Source organism: Shinella granuli, assembly GCF_004341885.1.
GTDB lineage: Bacteria > Pseudomonadota > Alphaproteobacteria > Rhizobiales > Rhizobiaceae > Shinella > Shinella granuli.
Map to the genome: position 1 here is coordinate 23,733 of NZ_SLVX01000030.1, position 18,660 is coordinate 42,392.

The 18,660-nt window shown below is 66.0% G+C and carries 14 protein-coding genes; 9 read left to right on the forward strand and 5 right to left on the reverse strand.

Annotated features, from left to right (window positions below):
* Nucleotides 1-26: 26 nt before the first annotated feature.
* Both EV665_RS28110 and EV665_RS28115 read left to right on the forward strand, forming a co-directional pair.
* A complete protein-coding gene (locus EV665_RS28110) occupies nucleotides 27-992 on the forward strand; it encodes a sugar phosphate isomerase/epimerase family protein (protein WP_162853188.1) in 966 nt (321 codons plus the stop codon).
* On the forward strand, nucleotides 989-1,771 hold the full coding sequence (locus tag EV665_RS28115; protein ID WP_133036653.1) for an inositol monophosphatase family protein: 783 nt from the start codon (nucleotides 989-991) through the stop codon (nucleotides 1,769-1,771). The genes EV665_RS28110 and EV665_RS28115 overlap by 4 nt, the downstream gene beginning before the upstream one ends.
* Nucleotides 1,772-1,861: 90 nt before the next feature.
* Here the strand turns inward: EV665_RS28115 and EV665_RS28120 are convergent, their stop codons facing one another.
* The 5 genes from EV665_RS28120 to EV665_RS28140 all read right to left on the reverse strand — a co-directional run bounded on the left by EV665_RS28120 (nucleotide 1,862) and on the right by EV665_RS28140 (nucleotide 9,836).
* A complete protein-coding gene (locus EV665_RS28120; protein WP_133036654.1) occupies nucleotides 1,862-2,926 on the reverse strand; it encodes an HNH endonuclease family protein in 1,065 nt (354 codons plus the stop codon).
* A complete protein-coding gene (locus tag EV665_RS28125; protein WP_162853189.1) occupies nucleotides 2,923-5,271 on the reverse strand; it encodes an AAA family ATPase in 2,349 nt (782 codons plus the stop codon). The genes EV665_RS28120 and EV665_RS28125 overlap by 4 nt, the downstream gene beginning before the upstream one ends.
* Nucleotides 5,272-5,290: 19 nt before the next feature.
* A complete protein-coding gene (locus tag EV665_RS28130; protein ID WP_133036656.1) occupies nucleotides 5,291-7,063 on the reverse strand; it encodes a patatin-like phospholipase domain-containing protein in 1,773 nt (590 codons plus the stop codon).
* Between the two features lie 199 nt (nucleotides 7,064-7,262).
* Nucleotides 7,263-9,263 carry an amidase gene (locus EV665_RS28135; RefSeq protein ID WP_133036657.1) on the reverse strand — a complete coding sequence of 667 codons (2,001 nt, stop codon included), beginning with the start codon at nucleotides 9,261-9,263 and terminating at the stop codon, nucleotides 7,263-7,265.
* A gap of 195 nt (nucleotides 9,264-9,458) precedes the next feature.
* Nucleotides 9,459-9,836 (reverse strand): hypothetical protein, encoded by a 378-nt coding sequence (locus EV665_RS28140; RefSeq protein ID WP_064331435.1) that lies wholly within the window; start codon nucleotides 9,834-9,836, stop codon nucleotides 9,459-9,461.
* A 352-nt stretch (nucleotides 9,837-10,188) separates the two neighbouring features.
* Here EV665_RS28140 and EV665_RS28145 point away from each other — a divergent pair, with 352 nt between their 5' ends.
* The 7 genes from EV665_RS28145 to EV665_RS28175 all read left to right on the forward strand — a co-directional run bounded on the left by EV665_RS28145 (nucleotide 10,189) and on the right by EV665_RS28175 (nucleotide 18,230).
* Entirely contained in the window at nucleotides 10,189-11,379 is a 1,191-nt protein-coding gene (locus EV665_RS28145; RefSeq protein ID WP_133036658.1) for a PAS domain-containing protein, read from the forward strand.
* Entirely contained in the window at nucleotides 11,376-12,767 is a 1,392-nt protein-coding gene (locus EV665_RS28150) for a sigma 54-interacting transcriptional regulator (protein ID WP_133036659.1), read from the forward strand. Before EV665_RS28145 ends, EV665_RS28150 begins: the two co-directional genes overlap by 4 nt.
* 27 nt (nucleotides 12,768-12,794) lie before the next feature.
* Complete coding sequence (locus tag EV665_RS28155) at nucleotides 12,795-13,853, forward strand: ABC transporter substrate-binding protein (protein ID WP_162853190.1); 1,059 nt, start codon at nucleotides 12,795-12,797, stop codon at nucleotides 13,851-13,853.
* A gap of 75 nt (nucleotides 13,854-13,928) precedes the next feature.
* Nucleotides 13,929-15,038, forward strand: coding sequence for an ABC transporter ATP-binding protein (locus tag EV665_RS28160; RefSeq protein WP_133036660.1), 1,110 nt, complete (start codon nucleotides 13,929-13,931; stop codon nucleotides 15,036-15,038).
* On the forward strand, nucleotides 15,035-15,904 hold the full coding sequence (locus EV665_RS28165) for an ABC transporter permease (protein ID WP_133036661.1): 870 nt from the start codon (nucleotides 15,035-15,037) through the stop codon (nucleotides 15,902-15,904). Before EV665_RS28160 ends, EV665_RS28165 begins: the two co-directional genes overlap by 4 nt.
* A 10-nt stretch (nucleotides 15,905-15,914) precedes the next feature.
* Complete coding sequence (locus tag EV665_RS28170; RefSeq protein ID WP_133036662.1) at nucleotides 15,915-16,703, forward strand: ABC transporter permease; 789 nt, start codon at nucleotides 15,915-15,917, stop codon at nucleotides 16,701-16,703.
* 21 nt (nucleotides 16,704-16,724) lie between these two features.
* Entirely contained in the window at nucleotides 16,725-18,230 is a 1,506-nt protein-coding gene (locus tag EV665_RS28175) for an aldehyde dehydrogenase (protein ID WP_133036663.1), read from the forward strand.
* Nucleotides 18,231-18,660 lie beyond the last annotated feature (430 nt).

Sequence of the window (18,660 nt, forward strand, 5' to 3'; positions counted from 1 at the left end):
GGCGCAAAAGAGTGGCGGCGCTGCCTTTGGCGAAGCGCCTCCGGCTTGCTGCGCGGGCGCGCACCGCGCCGCTTTTTGCCCATGCCTATGCCTTTCATCTCAACATGCGTTTCGGCGGCATGACCCCGCTGCATCTCGCAGACTTCACCGCGGCACAGCGCCTTTCCGGCCTCAAGCTCCATGTCGATGACGGGGAACAGGCCAGTCTCGGCCGGATGGATGGCGATGCGCTCGCCGGTTTCGCCGCGCAGATGAAGGCCCGCGGCCTGGAGCTGCATGTGGAGACCAGCACCACGGCGCCGCACGGCCTTGCCGATGCCGTGCGCATAGCGCTTGCCACAGGTGCGACCTCTCTCCGCTGCTATCCGCGCTACGAGGGACGGGTGTCGCAGATCATCGCCTGGACGATCGCCGATCTCCGGCGCCTTGCCGATTTCGACCCGCAGGGCAGGCTGCGCTACACGCTGGAACAGCACGAAGACCTCAAATCGGAGGAACTCATCCATATCATCGAGGCCGTCGGCAATCCGCGCCTCAGCCTGCTGTTCGATTTCGGCAACATGATCAACGCCTACGAACGGCCGATGCCGGCTCTCGCGATCCAGGCGCCGCATATCACCGAGGTCCATGTCAAGGATTGTCTCGTGCAACCGGATCGCGGCGGCTGGGCACATCTTGCCTGCCTCTCGGGTGAGGGGCGCCTGCCGATCCAGGCGATGTTGCTGGAGCTTCTTCTGCTCGGCGAGGACCGTCCGCAGGTGTTGGCCTTCGGGCTGGAGGAGGAGGAGGGCTACTTCGCTCCGGCCCTGCGACGTCCGTCGGATGGGCCTGACCCGTTCATTCCCGCCCGCACGGCCAGCTTCACCGGCCGCGGCACCGGAGATCTCGGGCCGCGCCTGAGCCGGGAAGCCGCTGCCGCCCACCGACAGGTGGAAACGATCCGAACCATGCTCGAAGACATCGCCCTGGAAGCCGAAAGGACCGAAGGATGACCGCTCAAACGACCTGCCCGCCGGCCTTTCTTGCGCTTGCCCATGCCATGGCGGATGCTGCCGCCGAAACGATCCGCCCCTGGTTCCGCAAACGGATAGCCGTCGACGCCAAGGCCGATGCCAGCCCCGTCACCATCGCCGACCGCGATGCGGAAACGGCCATGCGCCGGATGATCGAGGCCGCGTTTCCGGAACACGGCATAAGGGGCGAGGAATTCGGCGCCTGCCGCACGGAGGCGGACTGGATCTGGGTGCTCGATCCGATCGACGGCACGAAATCCTTCCTCTCCGGTTCCCTCGCTTTCGGCACCCAGATCGCGCTGCTCCACAGGGATGATCCCGTTCTCGGCCTGATCAACCAGCCGATCACCGGCGAACGCTGGCTCGGCACGGGCACCACGGCGACCCTCAACGGGGCGCCGATCCGCACCAGCGACAGGACCCGGCTTGATGAGGCGATCCTCTACACTTCCGCCCCGGAGCAATTCGACCGCGCGCGCCACGATCGTTTTACAGCCCTGGCCGCAAAGGTCCGCTTCAGCCGTTTCTCGCACGATTGCTACGCCGCGGGCCTCCTGGCCCTCGGCGGCATCGATCTGCTCGTCGAAAGCAACGTCTTCGACTACGACATCCTCCCGCAAATACCCATCCTTGAAGCCGCGGGAGGTATCGTGACCGACTGGGACGGGCAGCCGCTGACGGTGGCACCACAATACGGCACCGTGCTGATGGCCGCGAACGAGAAGATCCACCAGGCGGCGTTGGAAGCCCTGCGTTGAGTGCAGAAAAACCCCAGCGCGCCGCCGCCGGCGTGTCATGATGTTGAACCCAATCCGGTCTGAGCGGTCCCCCGCCGATCCTCGGCCTTCCTACGCCCTCAGATAGGCCTCTATCCAGGCGCGCACCAACCGCGAATAGGGAGCCTGTGGCAGGGCCATTTCGCGGATGCGGGCCAGCGCCTCCTGTGCATAGCGGCGGATCTTGCCGGCGATCCGCTCATCCATGGCGATGTCTTCGGCAAGGCGGTCCCTTGCCGCACCGTGCAGGGCGGCAAGTTCGGCCGAGCGGACTGCCGCCCGTTCCGTCAGTTCCGCGGCGATCTCTTGCAGGTTCAGGCTCATTGCCAGCAGGAACTCGAGGTCGCGCAGCACGCGCGTGCGCGCCTGCACCAGCCCAAGCCGGTTCAGCCCGTAGACCTGGATCGACACCGCACCCACGGCACTGACCTTCGCCGCGACGGCGGCGCCAGCGATCGCTGCATGGTCGGCCACGGCGTCCGGAAGTCTGGCGGTTTCTGCCGGATCGAGCGGCCTCGGATAAACGAGGCTCACCAGATGCGCGCGATCGACATGGAAGACGAGATGCTGGTCCGGATCGTCCCGCGTGGGATCGAGCAGCAGGCGTTTCTCGGCCTCCATGTCGTCGCCCGGCCGGGCGGCATGCGCACTGCCTTCCATCAGCGGGAAGGCGCTCTGCTTGCCGGTCAGGATGCTGCGGGAGCGATCGAAATCGCCATCGGCGCGCAACACGACCAGCCGGTCCTCGCCCGGCTTCGGCGTCTTCTGATTGCGGCGGCGGTTGCAGTCGATGCAGCTCGGCAGGAGATTGCTCCACTCCATCGCCAGCCACCAGTAGCCCGGATGGCCTGGAACGCCCTCGACCTCGCCCTTGGGCCGGTAGTGCTCGACGTCCACCGGCTGGAGCCCTGCATAGAAGCTCTCGCAATAGGCGCATTTGCCGTGGAACAGCTTTTCGAGGGCGGTCTTGACCGACGCCTCCTTGTAGCGGGCGAAGTCGAACGCCCCCAGTTTCTCGCCCGCCGCGATCCTCTCCATGTGTTCGGTGGCGAGCTGAAGCTCGGATTTGCCGTCCGATGGCCGCGGCTTGCGCAGGATCGACGGTTCAGCCACGGGCGAGCGGTCGACGCGCCTCATTCCAGCAGTCCTTGAAGGAATTTCCTGACTTCGGCCTTCGCGTTCTCACGCGCCGCGCCCGCGCGCTTGCTGTCGGCGGTGCGCCGCAGTGCAAGATAGTCGGCCACCGCCTCCTGCACGACGCGCGTCACCTCGGTGCGGCCGTACGGCAATCCGTCGGCAATGGCGGCGTTGAAATCGGCGAGTACGGCACGCTCCCTTTCGTCGAGGGTGCTTCTGTCGCGGGCGAGCAGGTCGGCCACCTCGGCAAAGGCATGGTCCGTCCGGCGGTCGTCGGCCGAGAAGAGCTGGAACATCTCCGAGGTCAGAAGCTGCTCGACGGTCATGGTCTCGATGTGATCGAAATCGGCGACGCGCTCGACCACCTCGGGCATGGAACTCGGACCGTCGCCGGTGTTCTGGTAGCGGTGCAGCATCATCACCTCGCCGTCGCGCATGCCCCTGACGCAGAGCGGATCGTGGGACGTGAAGATGAAGGTGACGCGCGGCAGCGCCTTGCGCAGGCCCGCGACGATCTGCAGTTTCCAGCGCGGGTGCAGGTGCGCCTCGATCTCGTCGACGAGCACGATCGCCTCGCCGTGGCGCGCGTCACGCGGGGAAAGGTGCGGCGCCGCGTCCATCAGCCCTTCCAGCACGTCGCAGACCAGCGCAAGCACCGCCCGGTAGCCGGACGAGACGATGTCGAGCCGCTGCGGCACGATATAGTCGCTGCCGTCCTGTTTCTTCTTGTGCACATTGATGACGCAGCGGCCGGCTTCGTTCTCCTTGCCCGGTTTCACCTCGATATCCCGGAACTCGCCGTCGATGCGGATGATGTGTCGCAATGCGCTGACCACCTCGTTCAGCGCCTCGGGCTTTCTCTTCGCCAGTTCGGCAAGCCATGGTTCGGGGTTGGAGATCTGGCGATCGTTGCGAAACAGCGTCTCGATCCGGCGGACATAGCTTTTCTGCCGCGTCTTGCCGAAAAGCCGGTGTGCGCCATAGGCGAAGATCGGCGGCCTCGAGCCCTTCAGCCTCGCGCTGGTCCGCATGCGGCCATCCTTCGCGCCGATCGTGAGGATGGTTCCGCCGCCGTCGCGGAATTCCAGCTCGACGCGGCAGCCGCGCGTGCCGGTCTTTTCGGTTTCGCCCATATATTCCGGATTGAGCGTCATGCTGCGGCCATCCAGGTCGAGTTCGTCGCGCATGTCTTCCGGGATCGCCGCAAGCACGATCGCCTCGAGGATCGAGCTCTTGCCGGTCGAGTTTTCGCCGAGGATGAGCAGGCACGGCGTCGGCGGCAGTTCGTCCGGATCGTGGCCGGCGGCCGGGTTTTGCGGTGGATCCGGCAGGGCGAAGGAGATCGCCTCCAGCGACTTGTAGTTCTTGATGGTTGCAGCACGCAGTTGCGCGCGCGCAGGACGCGGCGGGGAAACGGCCCTCTGGTCGGTGAGCTCTCGCCGCCCCCGCGCCCTGTTCGCATCCTCGCGCCGTAACGTGCGAAGGGTTTCGCGTACCGCCGCGTCAAAATCCTCCCGCAGGGACCAACTGCTGAAGGTTGTGCCGATGCGCTCTGTCGACAGCGGATCGGATGAATAAAAGCGCCGTGCGAGCCTGTCCGCGATCTGGCGGAGCAGCAGGTAGAGCGCGCCGCCGAATTCGATTTCCTTGTAGGAGCTGCCCTTTGGGAGCCATCGTGCAAGATCGAAAAATGCGCGCGGCGACCGGCGCATATCGCCGATCCATCCTGCCAGGGCTTCCGCGCGGCGACGGAGGAGATCGGGACGGTTGAGGTTGAAATGGACGATCGTCGGCTCGGCGCGGCGGTTCCTGCCGTGCAGGATGCCATCCAGGGTCACATCGAAGGCAAGGGCCGGCTTCGTGATTTCGCCGGGAAAGTAGAGGAGCGGCTTTTCTTCGATCTGCAATCCCACCAGGCCAAAGGGGGCAAGAGAGACGTCGGGTGGTGCGGCACGCGGACCGTCGACGGGGAAATAGGCCTTGTCCCTCGGCAGGCAGCCCTCGCAGATCGGGAAGAGGTTTTCCCACTGGAAGGCAAGCCAGAGATAACATTCCTTGTCTTCCGGCCGCTTCATCGGGATCGCATAGGCCGGCGGGCGGAAGCGGTATGGCTGCAGCCGCATGCCGGCCTGCTCGCAGAAAGGGCACTTGCCGTAGGAAAGCGCGGTCAGCGCGTCGAGGAGGTCGCGATCCAGCGGGCTTTTCCAGACCGGTGGCACGTCGGTCTGCAGGCGCTCCTTCGGGTCGAGCGTATAGTGGGCGGTGACGTCGCGCCATTCCCTGTCGCGTCCCTGCAAGCTTCTGGGGAACGTTTCGCTTCGGTTATCGTGCCCGAAGAAGAACATGAACGGCTCTCTCCCTTGCTCAGGCCGGGCTTTGCGTCTTGCGCACCGGTGCGCGGTCGGCGCCGGCGACGAGGCGCAGGTTGCTGTCGGCGTTCGGCACCGTGCCCTTGCGCACCGAACGGGTTCCCTCCGCGGCATGGGCCTCGGCTGCCTTGTCGCCGATCCCGGCCAAGGCGGCGGCGAACGGTGCCAGCACCTCCTCGCGCCATTTCTGCGCGTTCTTGTAGGCGCGCGGCGCATGCTCGGTCAGCAGTGTCTCGTAGATCGGCTCGCCGCCGGCGGGGACGGTGCGATAGGCGGTAGCCATGCCCTCCAGTGCCCCCTCCAGCTTGGGCATCAGAGACACTGCCCGCAGCCAGCGGTGTTCATCGAAATCGAAGCGCTCGACCAGTGCCCGTCCTGCCTGCCTGCCATAGTCGCCGAGCTGGCGGATCGTAGCCTCGTCCATGGCAAGGTTCATGCCGCCCTCCCTGCTTTCATCGAGGCGTATCTCGACGATGCGGTCCGCATAGCCGGGCAGCAGCGATTGCAGCGTGTCCTGCCAGTCCTTGGCCGTGTTGAGGATCGAGCTCAGGGCATTGCCGATGCCGGTGATCGCCCGAACCGGAAGATGCGTGCTCTGGCGCGGATGGCTGGGGAGGTCGACGCGCACGTCGCCGTGGCGGACCTCCTCCCAGCGGGAGAGCGTGATGCCGAAGGTCGGGCGGGACGGAAGGAAGGAATCGAAGAAATGGATCGGGAAGTTGCTGGAGATGCCGCCGTCCGAGAACAGGCAGCGCCGCACCTTCGACCGGCCCGGCCCCTCCGGAAGCAGGTCGTCGAACCGGTAGAGCGGCACCGCGCTGATCAGCCCCGGGAAGCTCAGGCTCATGCGCGCGACCAGCAGCACCGGAAAGTCCCGGCCGCTGGCGAGCGGATAGAGATCGGCCGGAAGCTGCGGGCCGACATCGGTCAATGGCGCACGGTCCCGAACCAGATAGTCGACCACGCGCTTTGGAAACAGAGCCTCGAATTCGCGCCTGGAGAAATAATGGTGGTCGCTTTTCAGCGGCAACTGGTATGGCCGGCCTGACGACAGATCGGTCGTCATGGTTGCGACCTCTATGCCGTGGTCGGCAAGCTGGCCGACGGTAAGCGGGTCTCCCGGAACGTCGCCGGGGCCGAGATTGCCGGCCACCCGGTCGATGCGGTCCGCAAGCCAGTCGGTAAGCGCGGGCTTATCATACCCCTCTTGGGTCAGGCCGGGGCAGATGCCGAAATCATGCGCCGGCAGGTCGGTCTTTATCGAACGCCACAGGGCGAGGGTGATGGCGGCCACAAGCAGGACAAGCCCCACGACAATCCCCAGAACAGCGAGGGACGTGTCCGACCGGAGGACGCCGGCCGCCACCATGGCAAGGCCGATGGCCGCCGCGATCAGCGCCCGGCCGCGATAGGCCGCGAGCATCGCCTTCATCATCGCCAGCGGCTTGCTGACGCCGCCGGCGGCCGCCATGGCCATCAGGATATCGAACAGGGGTTTCAGCCTGGGCGCGGGCTGGAACAGCGAGGCCATGTCGCGGCCGATCTCGTCGGCAATGGAGACGATGCCGTCATAGCCGGCGAAGTCGTCCTTGCCGGGCGAACGCTCGCGCCGGTATTCGGCGGCGGCCGCGACCGCTGCGGCGATGGCGCCGGCCGAGGTGCCGCCGATGCTGCGCAGCCGGTAGGCGCGGGCGATTTCCACGATCGCGTGCGGATAGACCACCCCCGACGTGATCCCGCCCTTCATGACCAGGTCGCATTCGCGCATGATGCCTCCGTTCAATACCAACCCGATTCCGGTGTATTCCGATTGAAAGAGATCAATTCTGGATTGCTAGCCCACTTCCCGCTCATCGTACAGGGCCATCGTTATGTTCGCGTCGACCGGGACGGCAGCATCCGGCATGACGGAATCCCGCTCTCTGTAGCAAGATGGAGCAGGCTTCCCCTGCGCTAGGAGCCGTGGGTCAGGCGGTGCCGCCGACGATGGCATAGGCGGCCGCGCCCTTGGCGCATGCGATCACGATATGGCCGTAGGGCGCGCGCCATTCGCTGTGGACATGGCTGTTCTCGTCCAGATCGAGACCGGCGCTCGCCTTCAGACCTTCCTGACGGAACGCGACGGGCTCGCCGTTCACCGTCAGCCAGAGCAGCGGGGTCTGGCTTTGCGCTTCTATCGAGAGATGCTGGCGCCCGTGGCCATCGGGCGTGATCGAGACGGTCAGCCGCAGGTCGGCCGTGTCCGGCACGTCCGCGCCGGCGAGGCCGGGCAGGTCCGCAAGCTCGGGCGTTCGCGGCGGCGGTGCACGGTAGTCGCCGGTCTTTTCGAAGGCGCATGCATGGCCGAGCAGCGCCGTGTCGTCGAAGGCCCGGCCGGCGAAGGTCAGCCCCGCGGGCATGCCGATATCGGCCAGCATGCCCATCGGAACGGTCACCGTCGGAATGCCGAGATGGCGGATCGCCAGGTTGCCGTTGGCGACCCAGGTGCCGTTGCGCCAGGCAAGATCGGCCGAAGCGGGGTTCACGTCGGCATCGGCCGGGCCGATATCGGCAACGGCCGGGAAGATCACCGCATCGAGACCCAACCGGTCCATCCAGGCTTCGAGATCGATGCGCCGGGTCTCCTCCAGCCCGCGCAAACCCTCGGCAAGGCCCGGGATATCCTCAAAGGAGGCGATGGGATGTGCGCGCATATGCGCGGGATAGTCGGCGATGCGATCGTCGAAGCCGTGGTAGCGGTCGGGCAGGCTGCCTTGCGGTGCGGGGAAGATGCGCGCGCCGTCGACGTCGGCGAGCCGCCGCAGGGCGGGATCGGCATTGGCCGCCAGAAAATCGTCCCAGGCCCAGGCGGAGAGATCGAGGATCTCGTGGCGAAGATAGTCCGGGCTGACGAGGCCGCGCGTCGCGATGGTCGGCGCGCTTGGCCGATCTCCCTCGTAATTGCTGACGACCGGGAAATCGGTGACCACGACCTCGGCGCCCGCCGCCTCGAGCGCGGCGCGCGCTGCTGCGCACAGTGCGATCATCGAGGCGCGGGTTTCGATCCGCCGGCCGGTCGCGCCGCCGATCCCGACCTTATCCCCGGTTCCCGTCTCGGCGTCGGCATTGATATACATTGCCGGCAGGCCGAACCGTTTGCCTGCGAGGCTCGCGGTCCGGGCGATCGCGACATACGAGGGCGGGCGGACATCGGAGGCTTTCGGGATGCGCACCCAGGTCTGGCGCCGCCAGAGATCGCCGCGGGTCTCCGGATCGTCGGCGACGATGATGTCGAGCAGTTCCAGCATATCCGCCATCGACCGGCAGTGCGGCACCACGACGTCCATGGTCGGCACGAGCGGCCAGTTGCCGCGCACGGAGATGACGCCGCGGCTCGGCGTATAGGCGCAGAGCCCGTTGTTGGCGGCGGGCGCCCGTCCGCTCGACCAGGTTTCCTCGCCGAGCCCGAAGGCCGCGAAGCTCGCGGCGGTCGCGGTGCCGGATCCGTTCGAGGACCCCGAACCGAAGGCGGCCGTCAACCAATCGGCATTATAGGGGGATTCCGCGCGTCCGTAGACGCCGCGCTGCATGCCGCCATTGGCCATCGGCGGCATGTTGGTCAGCCCGATCAGCACGGCCCCGGCCGCCCGCAGACGGGCGATCGCGAAGGCGTCCTCCGTCGCGACCAGATCGGCGAAGGCGGGCGAGCCGGAAGCGACGCTCAGCCCCTTCACCTTGTAGCTGTCCTTGGCGGTGTAGGGGATGCCGTCGAGCGGGCCGAGGCTTTCGCCGCGCGCCCGCCGGAGGTCCGAAGCCCGTGCCTCGGCGAACATGTCGGGATTGAGCACCGGCACGGCGTTGAGCGCGATGCCGTGCCGGTCGTAATACGCGATGCGGTTGAGATAGGCCGCGACCAGGCCGACGCTTGTCGTCTCACCCGTCCGGAGCGCCTCGCGCAGCTTGTCGATCGACGCTTCGACGACCTTCATCGATGCCCTTCCCCCCACGCGTTCTGTTTCCGACTGACGGAATACCCGCCCGGTGTTTCTAGCTTTCGCGTCTCGTCCGGGCAATCTCGATCGCCTGCACTTTCCCCTCATTGCAGCCAGTGCCGGCCGTGCCCCCACATCCAAGGCACGTTCAGGGTATTGTCGGCGTCGACACTTGCCCCGGCTGCTGAGCCGTCAGACTTCGAAGACGTCGTCGAAGGATTCCGGAAAGGTCTGGCGGGCCACTTTCTCGTTGATGACGAGCAGGGCCGCATAGGAGAGCGGGTCGAAATCCTTTTCGGCGGGCAGGACCTCGCGGCCGAAGAGAAGGTTGAGGCGCGCGGCGTCGAGATTGCCGCGTTCGAAGGGTTCCGCGCCGAAATGGTGCCAGAGGGCGTGGAGGAAGGCGGCGTCGATGCGGTGCTCGGCGGTGCCCGGCCGTGCCCGACGGGGCAGGGCCTTGATCGGCGTCACGCCCCGTGGGTTGGCGCGCCTGATGGTGAACTGGACTCCCGTGCCCGGCATGCCGGAGGGGAAGCCGCGATGTTTCGTCATGTCGGGTGGGTTCGCCATCCGTCTCTCCTTCTTCGCGCCCCTTCTAGCCGATCCGGTCCTGTCGCGAAACCTTGGAAACGGGGCGGCCCGCCGTGCTCCCACGGTTGTGGCGCCGTGTATGGAGGCAGGCCGGACCTTGCAGCCTTGCGGCATAGCACGGCCGGATCCACGGTCTTTTCCGATGAAGCTGGTGGAATCGTCTCTCCGGCGCGATCGCCTGTATGTATTCCAGCATCAAGTGCTGCGGTTTTGCGCATTTCAGGCGCCAGGACGAGGATTTTTTCGCGTCTTTCGGATTCACCGTTGCTTTTAGCCCCGGTTGTGGCGGGATGCCCCGGTGTTTGCCGCCAGTCGCCGGAGGACAAGGGTCTTGCAGCAACGGAATAAAGAGACGACCGATGCCTTGCCGCCCATCGCCAACGGGGGCTCCCTCCTGATCGACTGGATCGATGCGGAGGCGCGCGTCTGCCTCGTCAACGACCACGAGGCACGTGAACTGGGGATCGATCGGCGGGACCTGCCGGGCCTGTCGCTCGAACGGATCTATTCGAGCAGTTCGGCGCAACTGCTGCGCGCCATCGCCGCCGGTGAGCATGTTCCCGCCGCGAGCTTCCCGGTCTGGCTCAGCACGCCCCATTATGAAGAAGTGCCGATGGTGGCGAGTGCGATCCCGGACCTGCCGCGCGGGCTTGCGATCGTCAAGCAGCCGCTGTCCTCCGCCGCGCTCGGCATCGGCGAGGAATTGCTGGAGCGGGTGGAGATCCTCTCGCAGATGATCGGCGCGGCGACGGAGGCCTGCTGGTGCATCGAATTCCTGGAGCCGGTCGACACCGCACTTGCCGAGGACGAGATCGTCGAGCGGATATTCTCCAACCAGAGCTGCTGGCGGGCGTGCAACGAGGCGATGGCGCGGCTCTACCGGGTGCCGGAAGGTCTGGACTTCAACGTCCAGCCGGTCTCCCGCTACTTTCCCGCCACCGAGATCAACCGGCAGATGGTCCGCGACCTCGTGCGCTCCAACTACCGGCTCGACCATGCGGCCGCGGTCGACCGGCGGCATGACGGCAGCGAGATGCTGGTCGAGAATGATTTTCGCGCGGCGATCAAGGATGGCTTCCTCGTGCGGCTGTGGGGCACGACGCGCGACATCGGCGCGCACAAACGCCGCGAGCAGCAGCTCGCCGACCGGGCCGACACGATGCAGGACATCCTCAGCGCCGCGCCGGACCCGATCCTCGTTATTTCCGAGGACGGGCTGCTGCTGGCGGCCAATCCGGCGGCCGAGGACGTGTGGGGCCGGACAGCCGAGCAGATCCTCGGCCGGCCGATCCAGCATTTCATGGAAACCCGCCAGGCCCTCGGCAAGCTGCGGCAGGCCGCGCTCGAAGGCGAGGATGGCGAGAGCGGATGCGACCTCACCGTGGTTGCGGCCAATGGCAGCCGCGACGTCTGGCGCTTCCGTGCCGCGCGCATCGAAGGCGAGATGCGCCGCTATGTCCTGACGGCGCGGCGCAAGGCGAAACGCAAGGCGCGCAGCCCCGCGCAGGAGGCCCTGGCATGAAGTTCTACGCCAACGACCTCACCGCGCCCGGCCACCGGCGCCTGCGGCCCGCCTTCATCGACGAGCCGCAATTTGGCGCCTTCCTCGATGCCTTTCCCGAGGGTGTCGCGCTGCTGGAGACGGATGGCACCATCAAGCACGTCAACGGCAAGCTCGAACTCATCCTCAACATCGCGCGCGGCGATCTCGTCGGCTCGCAGCTTGCCCGGCATGCCAAGACGGCCGGCCCGCTCATCCAGAAGCTTGCCGGCGCCCTCCAGCAGCTGAAGCGCATCGAAGTGTCCGGCACGCTCAATTCGCAGCGCAACGTCACCGGCACGCTCGGCATCCTGCGCACGCCCGATGGCGGCGCCTATGGTGCGCTCCTGACCCTGCGCGAGGCGGGCGGTCGCCAGCGCGGCCATGAAAGCTCGGACAATTTCCGCTTCGAGGCCGAGCCGGCGGCCCGGGACCGGGCGAGCCGCGTCCTGACGCCGCGCCTGCAGGCGGCGGTGCACCGGGCCGCGAGCGCGCTCGACCGCGGCAGCGCCGTGCTCATCACCGGGGAGACCGGCACGGGCAAGACCGAACTCGCCCGCTGGATCGGCAAGGCGGACGCTTCCGACGCGCCGCCCTTCGTCCATGTCAATTGCGGCATGCTCACCGATGCCCAGTTCGATGCGGAAATGTTCGGCATCGAGCCCGGCTCGGCGCTCGACACCTCGACGCGCGGCAAGCTCGGCTTCGTGGAGGCGGCCGATGGCGGCACGCTCTTCCTCGATCAGGTGACGGATCTCTCGCCCGTCGCCCAGATGAAGCTCGTCGCCTTCCTCGAAAACCAGACCTTCAGCCGGCTCGGCTCCGTCCAGCGGCGGCGTGCGCGCATCAGCCTCGTGACGGCGACCAATGCCGATCTCCCGGCGCTCCTGGAAAGCGGCGATTTCCGCAGCGACCTCTATTACCGCATCGCGGTCGTGACGCTCGACCTGCCGGCGCTGCGCGAGCAACCCGAACTGGTCGCCGCGCTGACGGAGCATTTCCTGCGCCGGCTCAATTCCGGGCGCACGCCCGTGCTGCGCCTTTCGGCCGCCTTCACCGAGCGCCTTTCGGCCCATGCCTATCCCGGCAATATCCGGGAACTGGCGAACATCCTCGAACGCGCGGCGGCGACCGCCGACGATGTCGCCCTCTCCGATCATTTCGACGTGCCGGCGCCGGTGGCGCGACCCGCCGCGGGACCCGCCGCCGACAGCGCCGAACGGCCGGAGCGGTTCAAGGACCTGGTGCAGGCGTTCGAACACTGGGTTCTGGAAAAATCCATCGCAGAACATGGGAGCAAAAGAAGCGCCGCCAAGGCGCTCGGCATCGATATCGCCACCCTCGTCCGAAAGACGAAGCGGACAAGATGACCAACGAAGACATGAAGGGGAACAAACATGTCGATCATGCGCAGATCCGCAATTCTCGCCCTTGCCGCCGCAAGTCTCGTGCCGCAGGCGCTGGCCGCCAGGGCCGCTGAACTCAACTACCTCACCTGGGAAGGTTATGCCGTCGATGGCTTCATCTCGAAGTTCGAGGCGGCCTCGGGCTGCAAGGTGACGGCCTCCTATGTCGGCTCGAACGACGATTTCGCCGCCAAGCTCGCCGCCGGCGGCGGTGTCTACGATCTCATCAGCCCCTCGCTCGACACCGTGCCGATGCTGCGGCTGGCCGGTTTCGTCGCGCCGATCGATACGGCGAAGATCGAGGGCTTCGACGGCATCTATCCGGAATTCTCCAAGGAAAGCGACGTGGTAGCCGACGGGGAGACCTGGGCGGTGCCGCTGATCTGGGGCTCGGTGTCGCTGATCTACCGCGCCGACAAGTTCGAGACCAAGCCGGATTCGATCGCCGTGCTGTTCGACCCGGCCTACAAGGGCAAGGTCTCGCTGTGGGACGACAAGTCCGCGCTCTACTGGACGGCCCGTTACCTCGGCTACGACAACGTCTTCGATCTCACGGACGAGCAGCTGGAGGCCGTGAAGGCCAAGCTGATCGAGCAAAAGCCGCTGATCCGCAAATACTGGGCGTCGGCCGGCGAACTGACCGAATTGATGGCCAACCAGGAGGTCTATGTCTCGAATGCCTGGACGGGCCTGACCAGCAAGGACGTCAACAACCTGAAGAAGGGGTTCGAGGTCGTCGAGTTCACGCCGAAGGAAAAGGCCGAGGGCTGGATGGATTCGATGATGCTGGTGAAGGATTCGCCGAACGAGGACTGCGCCTACAAGTTCATGAGCTTCATGCAGTCGGCCGACGGCCAGTGCGGCCTTGCCGAGGCCACCGGCTATTTCCCGGTCAATCCGAAGGCCGTCCAGGGCTGCATGAACGATGCGCTCAAGAAGGAGCGGCAGGTCGACAATGTCGAGTTCGTCAAGAGCCTCGTCATGTGGCAGCAGCCGGCGCGTCTCGACAAGTATCTCGAGACCTGGAACGCCGTGAAGGCCGCGCCCTGACGCCTGCCGGACGGCGCCGCGACGGGCGGCGCCTTCCGTCATCGCACGAGACAGTTCACACGACGCGGGGACCCGATGACCTCCAGCCCGATTGTGGCGCTTGACGGCGTTGCGAAACGATATGGCGCATTCGTCGCCCTTCACGAGACCGACCTCGCCATAGCCGAGGGCGAGTTCGTCACCCTGCTCGGCCCATCCGGCTGCGGCAAGACGACGACGCTGCGGCTGATCGGCGGTTTCGAACAGGCGAGCGCCGGCCGCATCGCCATTGCCGGGCAGGACGTGACGGAAAGCCCGCCCTATCGCCGGCCGGTCAACACGGTGTTCCAGGATTATGCCCTCTTCCCGCATATGAGCGTGGCGCAGAATATCGGCTACGGCCTTTCCGTCCGGTCGGGCCGGGTGGAGAAGGCGGAATGCCGCCGGCGGGTCGCCGAGGCACTGGCCCTTGTCGGGCTGGAGGGCATGGCGGATCGTCGGCCCGGCGCGCTATCGGGCGGCCAGCGCCAGCGCGTCGCCATGGTGCGCGCCGTCGTGCGCCGCCCGCGCGTCCTCCTGCTCGACGAGCCGCTCTCGGCCCTCGACGTGAAGCTGCGCGAGGGCATGCAGGTGGAATTGAAGCGGCTGCACCGCGAACTCGGCATCACCTTCCTGATGGTCACGCACGACCAGACCGAGGCGCTCGCCCTTTCCGACCGCATCGTCGTCATGCGGGAGGGCCGCATCGCCCAGATCGGTTCGCCCACCGATCTCTACGACCATCCGGCAACGCCCTATGTCGCCGATTTCATCGGCGCGGCGAACCTCCTGGAGGCCGAGGCGCTCGGCTGCGAGGGCGATCTCTGTGCTTTCCGGCTTGCCAATGGCGCCGTGCTGCGCAGCCGGCGTCCGGGCGCTGCCGCGGCCGCGGCGGGCAACCGCGTGACGCTCGGCGTACGGCCGGAGCGGCTGATGACGGCGCGCCCGCAGACGGGGGAGGCGAACGCCCTCGATTGCCGCGTCCTGGAGCGGCTTTTCCATGGCGACCGCCTGCGCATCGAGCTTGTGCCGGAGGGAGGCGGAAAACCGCTCTTTGCCGAGCTCGCCCGCACCGCGCTTCCGGCATCGGTTTCCCCCGGCAGCCGCCTTGCCGTGCATGTCGACCCGGCCGACGTGATGGTCTTTGATGCGGGAGGGGGCAAATGACGTTGACGCGCCGTACCTTCCCCGGCTTTGCCGCCCTGTTCTCCGCCCCGCTCGCCTGGGTGCTGCTGCTGATGGTCGTGCCCTATGCCATCATGGTCTCGGTGGGCTTCTGGACGCGGCAGTTCCCGCTGTTCCATCCGGATTTCCAGTTCGGCAACTACGCCCAGATCTTCGCCGACCCGCAATATACGACCGTCATCCTGCGCACGCTGAAGATCGCCGCCCTGGTCACGGTCTGCGCGCTGCTGCTCGGCTATCCGCTCGCCTATTTCCTCGTCTTCACCGTCCGTTCGCCGCGGCTGCGCAACCTTCTCTACATGTCGGTGATCGTGCCCCTGTGGGTGTCCTACCTGCTGCGCGCCTATACGTGGAAGATCATCCTCGGCACGGATGGAGCGCTGAATTCGCTTCTGGTTTCCACCGGCATCGTCTCGGCGCCGCTCGACGTCTTCCTCTACAACCAGACCGCCATGGTGGTGACGCTCGTCTATATCTTCGTGCCCTTCATGGTGATGCCGCTGTTCACCGTGCTCGACAACATTCCGCGCCGCCTCGTCGAGGCTTCGGAAGACCTCGGCGTCGGCCCGTTCATGACCTTCTGGAAGGTGATCTTCCCGCTGTCGCTCGGTGGCGTGGTGGCCGGCGCGACGATGACCTTCTGCCTGTCCTTCGGCGATTTCGTGGCGCCGGTCCTCGTCGGCGGGCCGGACGGGATCATGGTGGCGAACCTTCTGCAGACGCAGTTCGGCGCCGCGCTCAACTGGCCGCTCGGCTCGGCGCTGGCGACGCTCGTTCTCGCGCTGGTGCTGATCCTCCTGCAACTCTCCAGCCGTCTCGACCGGGCCGGCCGGGTCGACCTTTCGTGAGGAGGCGGGCATGCTGCGCTTGAGATGGTGGCAGAAGGGCATGGTGGGGGTGAGCCTCGGCGTCCTCGCCTTCCTGTATCTGCCGATCGTCATCCTGGTGATGTTCTCCTTCAACGACAGCAAGGTGACCTCCTTCCCGCTCGCGGGCTTCACGCTGCACTGGTACGAGGCTTTCCTCGCCAACGGGCAGATGCTGCGGGCGCTGGGCAACAGCCTGTGGGTCGCCCTTTTTGCAACCACGCTTGCCGTGCTGATCGGCGTGACGGCGGCGCTGGCGCTCGATCGCTACGAATTCCCCGGAAAGCGCCTCTTCCAGAATGTCATCCTGCTGCCGCTCAGCCTGCCCGGCATCGTCACGGGCATTGCGATGCTGAACTTCTACAAGCAGATCGGCATTCCCCAGAGCCTCACCGCCGTGGTGATCGGCCATGCGACGGCGCTGCTCGGCGTGGTGGTCTCGCAGGTCATGGCGCGGCTCTCCAAGGTCAACCGGCGCCAGTTCGAGGCTTCGGCCGATCTCGGCGCCACGCCCTTCGAGACCTTCCGGCGCGTGACGCTTCCGGCGATCCGCAGCTCGATCGTCGGCTCGGCGCTGCTCTGCTTCACGCTCTCCTTCGACGAGATCCCCGTCACCTATTTCCTGACGGGGCGCGAGGTGACGCTGCCGATCTATATCTATTCGACGCTCCGGCGCGGCATCACGCCGGAGATCAATGCCATCGGCACGGTGATCGTCGCCGTGTCCTTCGTGCTCATCGTCCTCTCGGTCACGCTGTTGCGCGACCGGCATCAATCCTGATCCATGGAAGGGAGAACACGCATGGATGCCTCGACCTATACAATCGATTTCTGGCGCGCCAAGGCTGGATCGCTCGGGTTCCGCACGAAACATTTCATCGACGGGGCCTATGTCGATTCCGCCGACGGACGGACCTTCCCGACGATCAATCCGGCGACCGGCGGGACCATCGCCGAGGTTGCCCGGGGCGGTGCGGCGGAGATCGACCGGGCCGTCGCCGTCGCCCGCAAGGCCTATCGTTCCGGCATCTGGTCGCGCATGGAACCGCGCGCCCGCATGGCGGTGCTGGAAAAGTTCTCCGCGCTGGTGGAGAGCCATGCCGAGGAATTCGCCGTGCTCGACAGCCTCGACATGGGCAAGCCGGTCATGGACATGATGAACATCGACATTCCCGGCTCCGTCACCGCGCTGAAATTCTTCTCCGAGACGATCGACAAGATCGAGGGCGCGGTCACCGCGACGGCCTCGAATGCGCTGCACTATATCCTGCGCCAGCCGCTCGGCGTCGTCGGCCTCATCGTGCCGTGGAACTATCCGCTGATGATGGCCGCCTGGAAGCTCGGGCCGGCGCTGGCGACCGGCAATTCCGTCGTCCTCAAGCCGGCCGAGCAATCGCCGCTCTCGGCGAACCTTCTTGCCGAACTCTTCATCGAGGCGGGCGGCCCGGCGGGTGTCTTCAACGTCGTGCACGGGCTCGGCGAGGAGGCCGGCAAGGCGCTGGCGCTGCATGACGACGTCGACAAGATCGGCTTCACCGGCTCCACCGAGGTCGGCAAGCTCTTGATGATCTATGCCGGCCAGTCGAACATGAAGCGCGTCTCGACGGAATGCGGCGGCAAGACGCCGCAGATCGTGCTCGGCGACTACGACGATCTCGACACCGCCGTCACCTATGCCGTCAACGGCATCTACGGCAACCAGGGCGAGGTCTGCAATGCCGGCTCGCGCATCCTGGTGGAAAAGAGCATCCATGACGATTTCGTCGAGCGCTTCACCGCCCGCACGCGGGAAAACTTCGTGCTGGGCGATCCGCTCGATCCGTCGACGACCATCGGGCCGCTCGTCACCGCGGCGCACCAGAAGCGGGTGCTGAGCTATATCGACATCGGCCGGCAGGAGGGGGCGGCGTTGCGCTTCGGCGGCGGCACGCTTGCAGCCTCACCGGAGGGCGCCTTCGTCGAGCCGACGCTCTTCACCGGCGTCGACAACGGCATGCGCATTGCCCGCGAGGAAATCTTCGGGCCGGTCGCCGCCATCATTCCCGTCGCAGGCCTGGACGATGCCATCGAGATCGCGAACGATTCGATCTACGGCTTGGCCGCCTCGGTCTGGACGCGGGACGTCGGCAAGGCGCATCGCTTCGCCCGCGATGTCGAGGCCGGCGTCGTCTGGGTCAACTGCTTCGACCATGGCGACATGACCTCGATCTGGGGTGGCTTCAAGCAGACCGGCAACGGGCGCGACAAGTGCCTGGAAGCGCTGACGCAATACAGCCAGACCAAGTCGGTCTGGCTCAACCTCGGCTGACCGGTAGGGGCGGCGGCCCGGGGCCGCCGCCCTCATGATTTTCAGAAAAAGTTTACGCCGTTTCGCGTCCATTTGTTGCGGCGCGCCGATGGCCGTGGCGTGACGATGAAACTCGCGCGCCTTTTCCGGCATCGATTTTCACCCCGTTGCGGTGGTTTTCAACGTATCCGGCAGCGGACATCCGGGCCGGCGCCCGCGAATGGTTTGATATTCAAGCGGGATTTGGGAAAGTCGGGATCAACGGCTTTCCCTTTTTCACGATCGCCATTGTGAAAATTTTCAGATCAAACAACCAAAAGAAAACAGATTACATGATGGCGGGGAATTCTGGGCGAATCCATTGACTTCCGGTGAAATTATCGCATTATCGAGAAAACAAATTACATCGCTCCAGCGATGATCGTTGACGGGAACTTTGCGATCCAACAGC

Bases quoted from the DNA above. Each gene is read 5' to 3' on its own strand.
- EV665_RS28160 (WP_133036660.1), top strand. From the start codon at position 13,929: ATGACCTCCAGCCCGATTGTGGCGCTTGACGGCGTTGCGAAACGATAT.
- EV665_RS28130 (WP_133036656.1), bottom strand. From the start codon at position 7,063: ATGCGCGAATGCGACCTGGTCATGAAGGGCGGGATCACGTCGGGGGTG.
- EV665_RS28140 (WP_064331435.1), bottom strand. From the start codon at position 9,836: ATGGCGAACCCACCCGACATGACGAAACATCGCGGCTTCCCCTCCGGC.
- EV665_RS28115 (WP_133036653.1), top strand. From the start codon at position 989: ATGACCGCTCAAACGACCTGCCCGCCGGCCTTTCTTGCGCTTGCCCAT.
- EV665_RS28135 (WP_133036657.1), bottom strand. From the start codon at position 9,263: ATGAAGGTCGTCGAAGCGTCGATCGACAAGCTGCGCGAGGCGCTCCGG.
- EV665_RS28125 (WP_162853189.1), bottom strand. From the start codon at position 5,271: ATGTTCTTCTTCGGGCACGATAACCGAAGCGAAACGTTCCCCAGAAGC.
- EV665_RS28175 (WP_133036663.1), top strand. From the start codon at position 16,725: ATGGATGCCTCGACCTATACAATCGATTTCTGGCGCGCCAAGGCTGGA.
- EV665_RS28120 (WP_133036654.1), bottom strand. From the start codon at position 2,926: ATGAGGCGCGTCGACCGCTCGCCCGTGGCTGAACCGTCGATCCTGCGC.
- EV665_RS28150 (WP_133036659.1), top strand. From the start codon at position 11,376: ATGAAGTTCTACGCCAACGACCTCACCGCGCCCGGCCACCGGCGCCTG.
- EV665_RS28155 (WP_162853190.1), top strand. From the start codon at position 12,795: ATGTCGATCATGCGCAGATCCGCAATTCTCGCCCTTGCCGCCGCAAGT.
- EV665_RS28170 (WP_133036662.1), top strand. From the start codon at position 15,915: ATGCTGCGCTTGAGATGGTGGCAGAAGGGCATGGTGGGGGTGAGCCTC.
- EV665_RS28165 (WP_133036661.1), top strand. From the start codon at position 15,035: ATGACGTTGACGCGCCGTACCTTCCCCGGCTTTGCCGCCCTGTTCTCC.